The organism is Pseudoalteromonas luteoviolacea, from assembly GCF_021654285.1.
GTDB lineage: Bacteria > Pseudomonadota > Gammaproteobacteria > Enterobacterales > Alteromonadaceae > Pseudoalteromonas > Pseudoalteromonas luteoviolacea_J.
This window is the reverse complement of sequence record NZ_JAKFZS010000039.1, coordinates 1-16,379: the sequence shown is the minus strand read 5'-3', so window position 1 is coordinate 16,379 and position 16,379 is coordinate 1. Positions and strand designations below refer to the sequence as shown.

Sequence of the window (16,379 nt, the reverse complement as noted above, 5' to 3'; positions counted from 1 at the left end):
TCCGCTCTAGGTGTTTTAAACGCTTTATATTTGAGTTTACATACATATGACACAATGCACTAAACTCTAGGCTGGCTCAGCAAGTATATAAAGTATAGAAATTCGCAAGGAACCATTATGAGAGTTTTATTGGGCTTAATGTTGTTGATGAATGCGCACTGGGCATGGGCAGATAACCAAGGTGCTGAGAAAAAAGGGCTGCCAGTTGCAGCTTATAGTTTGCAGCAAGCAACTGGCTTTCATCAATTTCGTCAGGTAACAGGGCAAGTCGTTAAACATCAAGAAGCTGAGATAGGCTTTGAATTTAGTGGTGTTTTAGAGGCTTTGTATGCAGATCAAGGCGACACTATCAAAAAAGGGCAGATACTTGCTAAACAAGACACCCAGTTACTTGAAATTGAAAAGCTAGAGTTACTTGCCAACCTAGACAAGATCAAAGCCCAACTCACACTGGCGCAGCAAGATAGCGAACGATTATTAAAGTTGAGTAAGTCGAATTACTCCGCCCAGCAGCAACTAGACCAAAACCGCTCTCAAATTGCGGTATTAAAAGCCGAAATTCAGGTGCTTAATGTGAAGTTGAAAGGCATGGATGTAAGGTTAGATAAAGCGCACCTCAAGGCGCCGTTTGATGGTGTTATTGCTATGCGTGAGGTGTCAATAGGTGAGGTTGTGGGGCCCGGTCAAATTGCGTTACGAGTATTAGAGCAGAGCAATTCAGAAGTGCGTATCGGCGTGCCGCAAAATTTGTTATCAAATATACAGCCGATGATGCCTATTACGATTGGTGGTAGTGTGTATCAAGCGCAAAAACGCTCCGGTGGGACCAATTTAGATCCAATTTCAAGAACCGTACAACTGCGTTTTTCTTTACCAAGCGACGCTGTTGTTTTTTCTGGTCAGATGGCTTCTATGATCATTGCGAAAAAGCGCGAAAAATTAGGCTATTGGGTACCAATGAGTGCGTTAACCAACGGCACGCGTGGTACTTGGCAGATATATCAAATTGAGCAAGGGCATTTACAACCGACAGCGGTTGAGGTGTTACATAGCGATGGGCAATATGCGTTTATAGATGGCGACTTGGAAAATGGCACTAAGATTTTAGCCAACGGGACACATAAAGTCGCTGCAAATATAAAAGTAGATATCGTCCAGTCGGTTGCGACCCGAGGTGAGCAGCAATGATAGCATTTTTGCTCAAAAACGTTCGATTTCAGGTGTTACTCATTGCGCTGCTACTGGTGTCTGGTTTTGCTGCACTAAGCAGCTTACCGCGAACAGAAGATCCCCGTATTATCAACCGTTTTGCCTTTGTCACGACGTATTTACCGGGCGCGTCTGCTGCCCGGGTCGAGGCTCAAGTTACTGAAAAAATTGAGCAAAAGTTAAAGCAACAGTCCGAGATTAAAAACCTTATTGCAATGTCACGTGCCGGGATCAGTGTATTAAGTATTGAACTTGAAGATGCCGTGACAGACAGCACGCCGGTGTGGTCGAGAATGCGAGACTTGCTTGCTGATGTGCAAATAGAACTGCCAGAAGATGCCTCGTCACCTTTGCTCGAAGACGATAGGGGATATGCCTATACCAAAATTGTTGCACTGACCATAGAGCCGGATGAAACTGAGTCTTTATCTTTGCAGCAGGCCAAACAAATCGCCGTGAATCGCTACACCAAAGAGCTTCGTAATCAACTACGTAATCAAAGCGGAGTTGAGGTGGTTCACTTATTTGGTGTGGCAAATGAGGAAGTGAGAGTCACACTTGACCCAGCTAAATTAAAATTAGCTGGCTTATCATTCGAGCAAGTAGCGCATGCGGTAAAAAATGCGGATGCGAAAGTCTCTGCGGGGATGATAAGCAATGCGCAAATTCAAATGCAGGTTGAGTTGAGTGGCGAGTTCAAGTCCATTCCACGCATTGCGTCGATTCCTATTCAAAGTGATAGCCGCTACGGTCAAGTACAGTTGAGTGATATCGCTACCGTAGAGCGTGTCTTGGTTGAACCGCAGCAAGAAATTGCCTGGGTGGATGGGCTGCCGGGCGCGTACTTGGGTATTCGCATGCTCCCTGATGTGCGCATTGATAAGTTTTCTGATCAGATTGATGCCCTATTAAACGAATTTAGTAAAACATTGCCAAATAATATCCAACTGCATAGCCTGTTCGACCAAAAAGGTTACACAGAGGACAGATTAGGCAGTTTATTAGATAACATCTTGCTCGGTTTTGTGCTGATTTTGGCAGTACTATTTGTCACACTGGGGCTGAGAGCCGCCATTATCGTTGGTATGGCACTACCTTTGACCGTCATGTTTACTTTGGCCTGTATGAATATATATGGCCTGCCTATTCATCAGATCTCGGTAACTGGATTAGTGGTTGCGCTGGGTATTATGGTTGATAACGCCATTGTGATCACTGATGCCATACAGAGATACCGTCAGCAAGGTTTGGCTGTGATTAAAGCAGTGTCAAAAGCGGTGCACCATTTTTGGCTACCACTATTAAGCTCAACACTGACCACTATTTTGGCATTTATGCCAATTGTGCTCATGCCAGGTCCATCAGGTGAATTTGTTGGCGGCATTGCACTGAGTGTTATCTTCGCGTTGATAGGTTCCTATCTTATTTCGCATACCTTGATTGCCGTATTTGCAGGTAAATATGTACAAGTTGATGCGCAAAATAGTTCAGGCTTTTTAACACAAGGGATCAGATTAAAAGGGCTTAGTCAGATCTTTGAACAGTTACTTAGCCGCTCTTTGAATAGGCCCGTTTTAACAGCGCTGTGTGTCATGGTGCTCCCAGTGATTGGTTTTATTTCTGCTGGTAAATTGACGGAGCAGTTTTTCCCGCCAGCGGATAGAGATATGTTCCATATAGAAATTCGCTTGTCCGACAATGCCAGCATACATGCGACCAAAGCACTGGTGAAAAGAATGGATGCGCATATTTTAAACCACGAGGGGATCGAGCGTTTAGATTGGATGGTCGGACGTAACATTCCAATTTTTTATTACAACTTGATGCAAAGAGACAAAGGCGCGCGAAACTACGCTCAGGCCATGGTCAAAGTGACAGATTTTGAGCGTGCCAATGAACTGATCCGAACTTTACAAGTTGAACTTGATCGCGCATTTCCTGAGGCACAAACCTTGGTTAGGAAGCTAGAGCAAGGCCCGCCATTTAATGCGCCGATAGAAATTAGAATATTTGGCCCAGATCTCGATAATTTAGCGGAATTAGGCCAGCGGGTTAAGCAAACCGTTATTGCACACCCTGAAGTGACACATACGCGCACGACATTGCAGTCCGGTGCCGCAAAGGTTGAGTTATTGGCTCAAGAGTCGCAACTAATTCACGCAGGTGCACAAGCTCAACGTGTTGCTGCCCAATTGCAAGCTCAGTCTCAAGGCGTGACGGTCGCAAGTGTACTAGAGGATACTGAAACTGTACCTGTTAACTTAAGATTTGATAATCAATATCGCGATGGGCTGGATGGCCTTGCTAATGTGGAGATCATGGGCAACCAGCCTTTATTATTGTCGGCATTTGCAACGAGTCATATTGTGCCTGAGCAAAGTACCATTCATCGTCGTAATGGCGAGCGTTTAAATGTGGTTGAAGCATTTTTACAAGCGGATGTATTACCTGCTAAGGTACTGAAAGATCTCCAACTTCAACTTGAAAAAGAGCAGTTTACTTTACCTGTTGGTTATCGTTTAGAGATCGGTGGTGAGTCTCAGCAGCGAGATCAAGCGGTGGGCAGTCTGCTGGGTAAAGTTGGGGTGATTTTTGTTGTACTGATTACTGTGTTGGTACTGACTTTTAATTCTTTTACAACAACAGGACTGATCCTCATCACAGCCTTTCAGTCTGCCATGTTAGGGATTTTAAGTGTGTACATCGCGGGCTTCCCATTTGGATTTACCGTGATCATCGGCTTGCTCGGTCTAATGGGGCTAGCGATTAATGCAGCTATTGTGATTTTATCTGAACTCAGGGCCAATGAAGCAAGTAGCGTCGATGACATTGTAACTGGTGTGATGACGTGTGCTCGGCATATTACTTCAACAACCATCACAACTGTTGGGGGATTTTTGCCGTTAATTTTAGCGGGAGGGAGTTTCTGGCCACCGTTTGCAATTGCAATAGCGGGTGGCACCGTATTAACGACTGTATTGTCGTTTTTCTTTGTGCCAAGTTGTTATTGGTTAATGCAAAAAAAGCGCACGACTTCGTTTATTGCAAAGCTTAAACGTATAGCGACCTAGGTAATCAGATTAATCCTATATGGCCAGTAATTATACTGGTCATATCTCACTGTATTTTAAAATAAAAAGTTTTCCTCCATTTTATTTGCATATTCTCTGACTAGACTTGCGGTATTCAAGTTACGACCTTGAATAATACCTTCCAAGCAAGCAGAGTCACATGGATGTGACTTTTTATTATCGTTAGTTATATTCTCTCCATGTATTCTGGTTTAAAAAATGCAGCTATTATTTTTAGTTTAAAGCTGCATCAAGATGACTATAAAACAAAGTTTATTTTGGATTATGACATGTCTCAGCATACTGCCTAGTGTGCCATCTACAGCCAACATCTACCTTAGTTGGAGGGTAGTGTGGATAACCGCCACCTATTTGAGGTGTTAGTTTATTACTGAGTGCTTGTTCGTTTAACAAACGTTTGAGTGGCTTTTTAGAAATGACTAGCTTCATAGCTTCTTCCTTTTAAGTTTGAGTTTAATTTCACTCAAAAAATTAGCAGGAAGGGTAAATATGATGAAATGATAAAAGCTATATAATTATCTTATAATTTTGTGATTCAAAGGCTTAGAAAGCTATTGTTTATGCCATAAAAAAGCCCAAACTATTTTTAGTTTGAGCTTTTAAATCAAAAAAATTGATTAGTACGGGTTGTTACATGTATGTACTTGCATGTGAGTGAACCAGCGACAGCCTTTTTCAAACACTGTGTATGGGAATGGATTATTACCACCTGCAATATTTGGTGTTTGCATTACTGGGATAGCTTTGCTGTCATTAGAGAGTGATTTAATTGCTTTTTTATTTATTTTTAATTTCACTGCATTATTCCTTGTTGAATATATAGTTCATTATTTAAGTTATCAGAATTTTAAAATTTGTTAAAGGTCTTTGTGGTGTTAAATGAGTTATTTAGTAACTTGTTAAAATTGTGACAGTCAAAGTGGTTTGAATTCGGACAGTTAGCTACTTTAATGAGCTCCGCTTCAATTGCTTGTAACCGGCTGATTTTTAATGCGATATCTTTTGACTTTTGGAGCAGCATATCTCTATCTATCTCAATGCTTTTGCCGCTAAAAAAAGAGGCAATTTCATCCAAAGTAAACCCAGCAGTTTGGCCAAGCGCAATAATAGATAGCTGTTCTATAATATTATCCGCGTAATACCTCCGTAAACCTTTTCTGCCCGCTGGTTTGATAAGGCCTTTTGATTCGTAAAATCTCAGTGCAGAGGCATTAATACCTGTTTTTTCAGTTACTTTGCCTATATCCAACATAACTATCCCTATCTCTAATGTTTTAGCTTTTGTTACTTTGTCACATAAATGATAACTTGTTAAGTGCGGATAGTTGATATAAACGTCAAGAAGGTTAACGAATTGAATAAATAGTGATTATATCTGGATGGTTAAATCTTAAAAGGTTAAAATGTTGCAAGTTTATAAATTATATTGTTCTCTATTTAGAGAAAAAACATCCATTTAAGTTCATCAAGGAGGTGCTGTTGGAGTGAGAACTTGTCATATTATGTAGAATCAGTATTAGCTAATGTCGTAGCTCATCGTGGCTTTCAAGTTTCCCTTTTGTTTGCTTTGATATATTTTATTTATGATTTGATTTTTAGGGGGGTTATAAAATTACACCGTAAGCCTTGTGAGAGGAAGGGTGAGATTGACAAACGCTTTTTGTCATGGAGTATCACTTTTTTTGTTGTGTTTATTTTGCAATTTACAGATGAACCAATTAACAGTGCATTGATAGATGCTGATATGGAAGTCATGTTGAGACGTCGGCTATTTTATTTTTTTAAAATGTGCTTTGGCTTTACCTGCATAATGTCTGTTTACATACTTCATTCCCTGTGTCGCTGCGTTTATTCGCCTGCTACAAGGTATTGCATTTATATCTTGTTCACCACTATGACCATTAACTTTATTGAGCTAGTACTAAGAGGTTTCCTGAATCTCAATGTGTTTATTCCGGTATACCGCTTTTTTGGTCTATTACATTATGTTGCATTAACGCTAGTACTTTTATCATATCCATATTATCGGATCAGGGTATTACGAAGGAAAACAATTAGGTTAGAACGAAAATTGACCTAATAAATCTATTGTTTATGGATATGGTATTAACCTCGGCACATTAAACTGATTCTATAAACGTCCAATTATGTTGTTATTTCTTTTCTATGAAAATATGCTGTATCTTCCTGTACCTCAGCTTTATAGGCGTTATACTGGGAAAGAGGTAGCTTAACCCATACTGAGGTTTTAAAGTTCAACGCCGTTAGCGTAAGTAATTAAATACTTTGCACTGTTTGGGTTTTCTTGCCAATTTAGCTGTTTAGTAACTGTGATTTGTACGCCATAGTATGCGGCCATGCCAGCCAGTACGCCTTCAACCAGATCGAACATTCTACGTGAAGAAGTATAAATCAGCTGCGCTTCAAATAAAGATAACGTCTTGTATTGGAATTTTGGCGGCAGCGCATCTGGGTAGAGCTTTTTAAGTTCGATATGATGTAAGTCATCCAGTTGTTGCAACACATACGCTGGGTGTGCGTAATCAGTGAAATGCTTTGGCAGTAACCCTGACAGCCTTGGGTAAAGCCATTTACCAAAGCTAAAATGCGCTTGTGCGAGTGTAATACCTATTTTATTGATGACGATATCGACCAATTCAATAAGGTGCTCGTCAGGGTAGTTTTCTGTTCGTACAAAGGCAGTGTTTGTGTCAAATGTGCAAGCTTCAAAAGCGTCGTATAACACTTCTTCACTGGCGACTTCAGTGACAAACTCTTCAAGTAACATAAAAATATGACCTTTCATTATGCAAACTCCGGTTTGAATGGAAGACTAATGGTAAAGCGTGTACCTTTACCTTCTGTACTTTCAACGGCGATTTTACCTTTGTGTTGCTGAATGATTTTATAAGAAATTGAGAGGCCCAATCCGGTGCCTTTTCCGACCGGCTTAGTGGTAAAAAATGGGTCAAATATATTGCGTAGATTTTGTGCTGAGATCCCCATGCCGTCATCGGCAATAGTCACGTAAATATGTCGCTCATCAAAGCTGCTGCTGATGTCAATTCTGCCCAGCTTCTCAATTGCTTGACCAGCATTGATTAATAAGTTTAAAAACACTTGGCACAGCTTGTTACCACTACACACTAGCTTTGGTAATTTTCCTAGCTGGGTGTTCAAGGTCGCGTGATGTTTAAAGCTGCTCTGAGCCAAATTTATTGCTTGATCGAGGACTAGGTTGAGATCCTCTGGTACCATTTCTTCGTTGTCGATATGTGTGTAGTTGCGTAGCTCAGTAACAATTGACGCAATTTTATTGAGGCCGCACAAGGATTCATCCATCAAGTCTGGAATATCGTCTTGAATAATGGCGACGTCGTAGCTGGATTTGAGCGCTAACATTGCCTGCTCGTTTGGTACCATTTTTTCAAGATCGTCCTGATACGCCAGCAAAGTAATGAGATACATTTTAAGCGTCTCAATATTCGATTTGGCATAGCCTGTGGGGGTGTTTAATTCATGTGCAACACCAGCAGAAAGCTGCCCCAGAGAAGCCATCTTCTCTTGTTGGATTAGTTGCACCTCTTGCTTTTTGAGCGCCTCAAGTGCTTCACAAAGTTCTTCATTTGCTTTGTATAAGCTGCGAGCTCTGGACTCGAGTAAATCTTCAGCGTGTGCTTTACCTGCTAGCGCACGTTGCAGCTTTTTCTCAAGTAGCGCGATGGTTTTACTTGCTTCTAGTGTTGTCATGCAAATCCAATCTAGTCGTTACATTTACTAACATCAAAGCAAGAATAGCTCCAATTTAGCTATATTTGGCTATTTTGTAATTTATACGTATAAAAAACAGTGAGTAAGGAAATGCTAGCCTCAGTTTGATGGCGAATGAAAATGCGCTTTTTGCATATTGCAAAGACCTAGAAAGGCGAAATTATTTCTCAAAATGCGAAACTTCACGAGGCAAAGGCGAAGAGTCTCAATTTGCGAAAAGCAAAGCTGTTTTGCAAACTGGTACTGGCAAATGCTGCCAAAATGCATACCGTTGGCGCCAAAAAAGGCTAGGAGTGGCCGCCTTCACTTTTCTTACTTATTTGCTTTTTAGCTTCCTCTTGAGTAGGCAAGTAAAGGATTAAAAATGCCTCTATATCAATCATATTGAGGAAATAAAATGATGTTTAAAAAAAGTACACTCTGCGCAGCTTTAGCATTGGGTTTGTCAAATTATGCGATGGCGGGCTGCGGCGGTTTAAGCGACGGCGCAATCGCTTACATTGACGGCGATACACTAAAAATTCATGGCACGAATAGCAGTGAAAAGTTCACATTTAGCGTGTCTGGCGATAATTTAAAGGTTACTCGAAGAGTGGGCAACAGTAGCAGTTGCGATAACTTTTATTTGAGTCAAATTGACGAGGTTTATGCCGTGCTTAACGGTGGTAATGACACCTACAACGGCAAGGATGTCAATGTCATTCGAAAGGTGTATGGCGGCGATGGTAACGATCACATCACTACTGGTCGTCAGAGCGACTATATTCGCGGTGGAAATAACAACGATACGATTTTTGGTAACAGCGGTAACGACACCATTTTAGGTGACAATGGCGATGATGAAGTGGATGGCGGTTATGGTAATGACTCTATCCGCGGCGGTAGCGGTCATGACAAATTATTGGGCTCGTACAACAACGATACGATTTTAGGTGACAACGGCGGTGACCTTATCATGGGTGGTCAAGGCGAAGATAGACTGTACGGTGGTAATGATAATGATTACATTGGCGGCGGGTGTGTGCTTGAAAACGCCAATGGTGGTGATATTTACGATGCACCGCACTGCGACCACAGTAAAGATGGTGCAGATAAACTGTACGGCGGTAATGGTCATGATGTACTAAGCGGCGGCAGAGGCAGCGATACCTTATATGGTGATGATGGCGACGATTACCTTGCGGGTAACGAAGGCCGTGAAGACCGTTTACATGGCGGCGACGGCGATGATGCGTTATTTGAAGATGGCGACGGAAATTCGAACAACAAGCGCTGGCACAAAGCCTGGGGTAATCACGGCGACGATATCCTCGTGACTAACGGTGAGTTTTCTGATCAAGAAGGGGGTAAAGGAAACGATGTGATCATCGCGCTTTCAACGGGGTATGATGCCAAAATTGAAGGCGGCAAAAACGGCGATTACATTTGGACTGGCGACAGTGCGCCACAAGGTTCGTGCGGTCAGGGCAATGACAAAGGTATGTTCTTACTAGATAAATGCGAAGGCACGACTTGGGTAGATGACTATCAAGGTTTGCTGTCAAAAGTGGATAAGCGCAGTAACTTTGATAACCCCTATTTTGATGCCGCTGATGCCGTAGTAGAAATGGATAACTCGCACTCAGGCTTTAAAAACGGTTGGCGCAGTTATAAAGAAAACCAAAAGCCCCATGCCTTGTACGACATAGTTTCATCATCGGTGTTTTACCGCTGGTTAGATAACCGCTCGACCACGCCTTGGTCATATTACGAGTGGAAAGTGTCTTTCAACCCAGGTAATGGCATGTATGGCACATACACTCACTGTATGGAAAACAATGTGGCTTATAACTGTGTATGGCAAATCGGCCAAAGCCAGCAATGCCATAACAAAGACGGCAATATAATTTCATGTGACTAACCTGATCTGGTAATTAGGTTATCAACCCAAGCCCACATTTGTGGGCTTTTTGGATGGGGGGGGGGGGGTGGCTATGGTATTGGAGAATAGATTATGGAGCTCTGTTGAGTGCGTGCAGTTGTGTATTAACTTAGTTTTATAAAGCAAATGGATTGCGGGGCAAGCCCGCAATGACGGATGTTAAGATTTGAACAGAATCCCAACTGCGTCATCCTGACGAAGGTCAGGATCCATATGTTGTTCACTCAAAGGGCCAACATTCAGGTTGTTTAAAAGAATAGATTGCGGGGCAAGCCCACAATGACGAATGTTTAGATTTAAACAGAATCCCAACTGCGTCATCCTGACGAAAGTCAGGATCCATTTTCTGCTCACTCAAAGCGCCAACCATTCAGGTTGTTTAAAAGAGTAGATTGCGGGGCAAGCCCGCAATGACGCATGTTAAGATTTGAACAGAATCCAAACTGCGTCATCCTGACGAACGTCAGGAACCATTTTCTGTTCACTCAAAGGGCCTACCATTTAGGTTGTTTAAAAGAATAGATTGCGGGGCAAGCCCGCAATGGCGGGCGTTTAAATAGAAAGCAGGTTTCAACTCCCGTCATCCTGACGAACGTCAGGATCCATTTTCTACTCACCCAAAGCGCTGACTATTGAAATTGTTTAAAAGAATGAATTGCGGGGCAAGCCCGCAATGGCGGGTGTTTAGACTTAAGCTGAGTTTCATCTGCGTCATCCTGACGAACGTCAGGAACCATTTTCTGTTCACTCAAAGGGCCTACCATTTAGGTTGTTTAAAAGAATAGATTGCGGGGCAAGCCCGCAATGACGAGGTTGGGAGTTATATATGTCTAAAATTGAGCACTCAGTTCTAACCCTACGTCACCCGAAACTCTATTCAGGGCCCATATCTGTTATTCTCACCCGAAAACTCAACACATCAAACAAAACATAAATGCAAATAACAAAATAGATGTAATTGCATGTAATGGGTTCTTTTAGAATAAAAAGGTTATATTAAAAAGTTTTCTAAATTTTAAATGTTGCTTCTGTCACATTAAATTCAAAAAAATCCCGAATATCCGAGCTAAAACACTATAAATAGTGTGGGAAATCGTGTTAAATGATGGCAAGCTATAAATTAATTAATACAAAGTTATTTGTTAATAGCAATGAGTTAGAAGTAAGCGGTTAAAGGATTTTTGAATCGCGTGTAGCAGGACCTATCAAAGTCAGTCATTGTCTATACGTGCCACCGCAGAGTATTATTTTTTAAGGTGATCGATGTCCGAGTCTACTTTCCATTATTACAGTCAACATGCCCAAGAATTTGCAGATGCTACTCTGAATGTAGATATGCAGCCACTGTACACGCCTTTTTTACAAGCACTACAAGACAAACCCAATTCGCAGCTGCATATTCTCGATGCAGGATGTGGCAGTGGCCGTGATGCATTGGCATTCAAAAAGCAAGGTTTTCAGGTAAGCGCGATGGATGCCTGTCCTGAGCTCGTTGAAATTGCTTCCAACCTGCTAAACCAACCAGTGCAACACGCACACTTTGAATCATTCAATCACGTCGCAGAGTTCGATGGTATTTGGGCGTGTGCCAGTTTATTGCATGTTGAACATCGACATTTACCACGCGTTATGCAAAACCTTGAACAAGCACTCAAGCCCAAGGGGGTCATGTACGCCTCATTTAAACATGGGCAAGGTGAACGAATACACGGCGAGCGGCACTTTTCAGATCTCGATGAAAAAGGCTTAGCGCAGTTACTTGAAGGACTACCTTCACTTGATGCCATCAAAGTATGGGTGACTGAAGATAGGCGGCCCGGGCGAGAGAACGAACTTTGGTTAAATTGTTTACTTAGGAAGGATTAATCAAGTGAATAGTTTTAACCAAGGAAGAACACATCAACTAAACACCCAAAAACAACTCTATACCGGAGGGGATGATCCGCTCCTTCCTGCGCTGCTGCAAGCTATCGAGCACGCTGATGAAATAGAGATTTCCGTTTCTTTTATTCAGCGTTCAGGGCTGAATTTAGTGTTTGATGCCCTGTATACCGCGCTGAATAATGACACCAGCCTAAAACTACTTACCTCTGATTATTTAGGGTATACCTGTCCGCAGGCACTAAAAGCGCTTATATCTCTACAAAGCTTGGGGGCTGAGATCAGGATATTTGAGACTAAACCCCAAGATAGCTTTCATATGAAGTCATACATTTTCACCAAAACACAGGGTGAAGACGGTCAAATATATGAGGGCAGTGCGTTTGTTGGCTCGAATAATATTAGTGAAGTCGCACTGACAAGCGGACTCGAATGGGCTTTTCGGCATGACTATTTACCTGTGTCACCAAGCACTAACGATGATGCCTTTTTTGAATTTAAACGGGCGTTTGAGGCCGTATTTAACCATCCACAAGTGAGCAACCTAACTGATCAGTGGATTGAAGCGTATCAAAAGCGCAGAGTTAAACCTGAATTTCGCGCTGTGAGTGCAGGTATCAATGAAGAGTCACCTGAGGTGTTCCCACCAAGGCCAGAGCAGGAAGCTGCACTAAAAAAGCTCACCCAAACCAGAGCCAATGGCTATAAACGGGGTCTTGTGGTACTGGCAACAGGCATGGGAAAAACTTGGCTCGCGGCACTGGATGCACAGAAGGTAAAAGCTAAAAAAATCTTGTTTGTTGCACATCGTGACGAGATCCTTTCACAAGCCGCTAAAGCCTTTACTCATCTACTTGGCTGCAAAGTTGGTTTTTACAACGCAAAGTCTAAACACATCGAGTCAGATTGCTTGTTTGCATCAGTACAAACACTTGGTAAAACCAGTAATTTAGCTAACTTCTCTGCGGCGCATTTTGATTACATCATCATTGATGAATTTCATCATGCGAGCAGTAAAATGTATCGCAATGTTTTGTCGTATTTTACCCCGCAGTTTTTGCTGGGCTTAACCGCAACGCCTGAGCGCACCGACCAAGCTGATGTTTTGGGCTTGTGTGACAATAACCTCGTGTATGAGCGTAACATGGTGCAAGGCATCGAAGCGGAAACGCTTGCGCCATTCCATTACTACGGTATTTGGGATGAAAGCGTAGACTACACCGCTATACCATGGCGAAATGGTAAATTTGATCCAAAGAGCTTAGATAATCACTTTGCCACAGAGCAAAGAGCCAAGCATGCATTACAGCACTACAACAAGCTTGCACAAACGCGCACGTTGGCGTTTTGTATTTCCAGAGTGCATGCCGATCATATGGCGGAGTACTTTAATCAGGCGGGGATCCGCGCAGCATCAGTGCACGGTGACTCAAAGGTCAAGCGTTGTGAAGCGCTGGCACAGTTGGAATCTGGCAAGCTACAGGTCATATTCAGTGTTGATTTATTCAATGAAGGTACTGATATCCCAAGCATTGATACCGTGATGATGCTCAGGCCAAGCGAGTCCAAAATTTTGTTTTTGCAGCAGCTTGGCAGAGGGCTCAGACGATGCCCTGATAAAACCCATTTAGTGGTGATGGATTTTATTGGTAATCACCATAGCTTTTTAAACAAACCCTATGCTTTGCTTGGCGCACATTCACCCAAGGAATTGGCGACAAAACTAAAGCACAACGAGCAGAACTGCACATTACCCGATGGCTGTTTTATTAATTACGATTTGGCCATTACCGACTTTTGGCAAAAGCTTGCTAAAGCACAGCGCACCACAGCACTTGAAGACTATCAGAATCTTACTGAACTACTCGGGCATGGCCCCAGTGCCAGCGAATTTTTCCATGAATATGGCGATATTAAAAAAGCCAAACAGCAAGGCAGTTGGTTTGAGCTGGTAGCAAACGCAGGGCTTAGCAAAACCATCACCTCACAGTGGCTTGCACCTTTCCAAACATTCTTACATAAAGGCGTTGAGCAAACACCCATGACCAAATGCTTTAAAGCTATTTTGCTGGAAGCGTTTGTTGCATTGGACGGGGTTTCAAATCCCCCCAGTTTAAAGGTATTGGCCGATAAAAGTTATGATGTGCTGATGCACTACCCGCAGTTGCGTGCTTTAGACATTGCAAAAAAAGATCAAAGTAAAACCAAAGGCAGTGCAGCTTGGTTTAAGTATTGGTTAATCAATCCGATCAATGCGTTTACCGACATTGCCAAACCAGCGCACAAGCGCAAAGACCATCATTGGTTTGTGGTTGAACAACCTGTAAATACTTCCATAGAGGATGCGTTGTTTAAGCTCAACATCGAGGTTAATGAGCAAGATGTAGCGCAGCTTTATGACTGCATACTTGAACTAAGCCAATATCGACTAGCTAATTACCTCAAAAGTAAAAGTGACAAGTTAACCGAGTTTGAACAACAGCAAGCAAATAGCACTATTCATCAAGAGGTTGAGGGTAAAAACGACAGTTCAACAGGCGCTGAACTAACCTCAGTGGATAATACCCCACCTCACGATAATTCAGCGGATGAGGCCGATATTGTTCAGCTGCCATATTTCCCAAATTTAAAAATCGCGTGCGGTCATTTTAAAACGGGCGACACCAGTGATATGACAACCCTGCCAGCCCCTGAAGGCTGCGGTAAAGTCGACCCTCAAAAACACTTCTTGGCGCACGCCAGCGGCAATTCCATGAACGGCGGAAAGCACCCGATTCTAGACGGTGATCTACTCCTGCTTGAGCGCATCACACCCGATAACGCAGGCTCGATCACCAATACCACCATTGCCATAGAGCGCTTTGATAGCGCAGGTGATGAGCAATTTTTATTACGTGATGTACAAAAAAAGATAAATGCGCAAGGTGAAATAACTTACCTACTTGTGGCAAGAAACCCAGAGTATACAGTCATGGAAGCCAGTGATGAGTTTGTAACGTTTGCGCGGTTGAGAGATATTATGAGGTTTAAAAAATATGATACAAACTAGCTTGGGTTATTTGGATGGGGGTAGTTGGGAAAGGTTAATCCAATCAGTCTTTAAAAGAAAGTATGAACAGTATCAGGAGATGGTATCTTCGCCAGGTGATTTTGGCGTGGAAGGTTTTGTTTTAGATAAAGGAGTTTTCATACAGTGTTATTGTCCAGAAAAGGAATATGATACTAATACATTGTATGAAAAGCAGCGAGATAAAATAACTGAAGATTTAAATAAGTTAAAAACCTATTCCTCAGAAATATTAAAAAGAGTTGGTGAATCTAAATTCAAGACATGGATATTTATTACGCCTACAGTATCAAAAAATGAAATTCTATCACACGTGAGAAAGAAGGAAAAAATGGTTAGAGATTTTGGTTTACCATTTATTGATGAAGACTTTATAGTTCTTGTGCATGATATTGATACATACCTTTCTGAAATAAGAGAAATACAGGTTGCTGGTGGTAGAAAAATCAGTTTTTCAAATAATAATTATCACACTATCAAAGACCCAGTATTAACTACTGAATACGATGATAATATTGAAAGTAAAAATAGAGTTAGAAGTGTTATAAATCAGATTTACAATGAAGAAACTCATCAACGTCTAAATGAGTTAACTAAAAGGCAATACTTAAAGGGATATGAAATATTGAAGGGCATTCATATCCAAGCTCCTGAGGTGTACAGCAGAATACTGAAAATTATAAATCAGTTTGAAGATGAAGTAGAAGAGGAATCTTCTACTTGGCAAGGAACTCCTCAAGAGCTTATTAGTTGCATGAAAGAAAAGCTTAATTCAAGGTTTGATAGAGATCAGCAGTTAGCAAAAGTTGAATATGAAGACCTTCATGCGATAACGACCCATATGGTTGCGAGGTGGATAGCAGAGTGCCCTATGAGGATTAACTCATGAGTAAAATAGAATTTAATAGAAGAAGGGCTGCTGTCATTCCAGACTTGAGGCCGATGTATAAGATTGCAAAAATTTTGATGATTCTAGCACTATGTTGTTCAGGTAAAAAAGCCAGTTTACTCAAATTACATCTTCTTAATTGGGCGTTATTGGATAGCCAAAGGTTCAAGGCTCTTAAGTTATCCGCTGAGCAAAAAAAGTTACTTCTGGGTGTTTGGGGAATAGACCCCTCTTTAAATATGGCTCTTCAATTTGCGGTTTCAGAAAAGCTAATTTTACGACTAGCAAACGGCTCATTTCAATTAAGTGATTTAGGTTTAGAGTTTATGAATAAGAGTAACATGATAGGTTTGTTGCCTGAACTCTCCTTGGAAATGAAAGCTCTTGGGAAAGGGATTACTGAGAAAATGGTGAATGAAGCTGTAAGGAAGTGGAATAATGAAATTTGATAAGTTATTAGTGAAGCTGTTAGCTGACGACGGCTTGGATTATGGTTATGAAATAGAATTTGAGTCCGGATTGAATATTATTAGAGGTGATAACTCTTCT

The 16,379-nt window shown here is 41.7% G+C and carries 12 protein-coding genes; 7 read left to right on the top strand and 5 right to left on the bottom strand.

The window, feature by feature from the left end:
* Positions 1-117: 117 nt before the first annotated feature.
* A complete protein-coding gene (locus tag L1077_RS24460; protein ID WP_237139419.1) occupies positions 118-1,188 on the top strand; it encodes an efflux RND transporter periplasmic adaptor subunit in 1,071 nt (356 codons plus the stop codon).
* A complete protein-coding gene (locus L1077_RS24455; RefSeq protein ID WP_237139418.1) occupies positions 1,185-4,280 on the top strand; it encodes an efflux RND transporter permease subunit in 3,096 nt (1,031 codons plus the stop codon). The genes L1077_RS24460 and L1077_RS24455 overlap by 4 nt, the downstream gene beginning before the upstream one ends.
* 273 nt (positions 4,281-4,553) lie before the next feature.
* Here the strand turns inward: L1077_RS24455 and L1077_RS24450 are convergent, their stop codons facing one another.
* From L1077_RS24450 to L1077_RS24430, 5 genes are all read right to left on the bottom strand, one after another.
* On the bottom strand, positions 4,554-4,730 hold the full coding sequence (locus L1077_RS24450) for a hypothetical protein (protein WP_155731808.1): 177 nt from the start codon (positions 4,728-4,730) through the stop codon (positions 4,554-4,556).
* A gap of 188 nt (positions 4,731-4,918) precedes the next feature.
* Complete coding sequence (locus tag L1077_RS24445; RefSeq protein WP_237139417.1) at positions 4,919-5,098, bottom strand: hypothetical protein; 180 nt, start codon at positions 5,096-5,098, stop codon at positions 4,919-4,921.
* Between the two features lie 50 nt (positions 5,099-5,148).
* Positions 5,149-5,553: a MerR family transcriptional regulator gene (locus tag L1077_RS24440; RefSeq protein ID WP_237139416.1), complete on the bottom strand. Its 405-nt coding sequence runs from the start codon at positions 5,551-5,553 to the stop codon at positions 5,149-5,151.
* A gap of 996 nt (positions 5,554-6,549) precedes the next feature.
* On the bottom strand, positions 6,550-7,107 hold the full coding sequence (locus L1077_RS24435; RefSeq protein WP_237139415.1) for a heme NO-binding domain-containing protein: 558 nt from the start codon (positions 7,105-7,107) through the stop codon (positions 6,550-6,552).
* Entirely contained in the window at positions 7,107-8,051 is a 945-nt protein-coding gene (locus tag L1077_RS24430) for a sensor histidine kinase (RefSeq protein ID WP_237139414.1), read from the bottom strand. Before L1077_RS24430 ends, L1077_RS24435 begins: the two co-directional genes overlap by 1 nt.
* A gap of 418 nt (positions 8,052-8,469) precedes the next feature.
* On the opposite strand from L1077_RS24430, the gene L1077_RS24425 reads away from it, so the two are divergent.
* From L1077_RS24425 to L1077_RS24405, 5 genes are all read left to right on the top strand, one after another.
* Complete coding sequence (locus tag L1077_RS24425; RefSeq protein ID WP_237139413.1) at positions 8,470-9,972, top strand: calcium-binding protein; 1,503 nt, start codon at positions 8,470-8,472, stop codon at positions 9,970-9,972.
* A 1,284-nt stretch (positions 9,973-11,256) separates the two neighbouring features.
* Positions 11,257-11,859: a class I SAM-dependent methyltransferase gene (locus L1077_RS24420; RefSeq protein ID WP_237139412.1), complete on the top strand. Its 603-nt coding sequence runs from the start codon at positions 11,257-11,259 to the stop codon at positions 11,857-11,859.
* A gap of 4 nt (positions 11,860-11,863) precedes the next feature.
* The gene (locus tag L1077_RS24415; protein WP_237139411.1) at positions 11,864-14,923 is read left to right on the top strand and encodes a DEAD/DEAH box helicase family protein; all 3,060 of its coding nucleotides are present in this window, start codon (positions 11,864-11,866) and stop codon (positions 14,921-14,923) included.
* Positions 14,910-15,830, top strand: a complete 921-nt coding sequence (locus L1077_RS24410) for a hypothetical protein (RefSeq protein WP_237139410.1) — start codon at positions 14,910-14,912, stop codon at positions 15,828-15,830. The genes L1077_RS24415 and L1077_RS24410 overlap by 14 nt, the downstream gene beginning before the upstream one ends.
* Complete coding sequence (locus tag L1077_RS24405) at positions 15,827-16,279, top strand: hypothetical protein (protein WP_237139409.1); 453 nt, start codon at positions 15,827-15,829, stop codon at positions 16,277-16,279. The genes L1077_RS24410 and L1077_RS24405 overlap by 4 nt, the downstream gene beginning before the upstream one ends.
* The last annotated feature ends 100 nt before the right edge of the window (positions 16,280-16,379 follow it).

Excerpts from the sequence above, each read along its gene's own strand:
- L1077_RS24460 (WP_237139419.1), top strand. The coding sequence starts at position 118 with ATGAGAGTTTTATTGGGCTTAATGTTGTTGATGAATGCGCACTGGGCA.
- L1077_RS24455 (WP_237139418.1), top strand. The coding sequence starts at position 1,185 with ATGATAGCATTTTTGCTCAAAAACGTTCGATTTCAGGTGTTACTCATT.
- L1077_RS24450 (WP_155731808.1), bottom strand. The coding sequence starts at position 4,730 with ATGAAGCTAGTCATTTCTAAAAAGCCACTCAAACGTTTGTTAAACGAA.
- L1077_RS24440 (WP_237139416.1), bottom strand. The coding sequence starts at position 5,553 with ATGTTGGATATAGGCAAAGTAACTGAAAAAACAGGTATTAATGCCTCT.
- L1077_RS24435 (WP_237139415.1), bottom strand. The coding sequence starts at position 7,107 with ATGAAAGGTCATATTTTTATGTTACTTGAAGAGTTTGTCACTGAAGTC.
- L1077_RS24430 (WP_237139414.1), bottom strand. The coding sequence starts at position 8,051 with ATGACAACACTAGAAGCAAGTAAAACCATCGCGCTACTTGAGAAAAAG.
- L1077_RS24425 (WP_237139413.1), top strand. The coding sequence starts at position 8,470 with ATGATGTTTAAAAAAAGTACACTCTGCGCAGCTTTAGCATTGGGTTTG.
- L1077_RS24420 (WP_237139412.1), top strand. The coding sequence starts at position 11,257 with ATGTCCGAGTCTACTTTCCATTATTACAGTCAACATGCCCAAGAATTT.
- L1077_RS24410 (WP_237139410.1), top strand. The coding sequence starts at position 14,910 with ATGATACAAACTAGCTTGGGTTATTTGGATGGGGGTAGTTGGGAAAGG.
- L1077_RS24405 (WP_237139409.1), top strand. The coding sequence starts at position 15,827 with ATGAGTAAAATAGAATTTAATAGAAGAAGGGCTGCTGTCATTCCAGAC.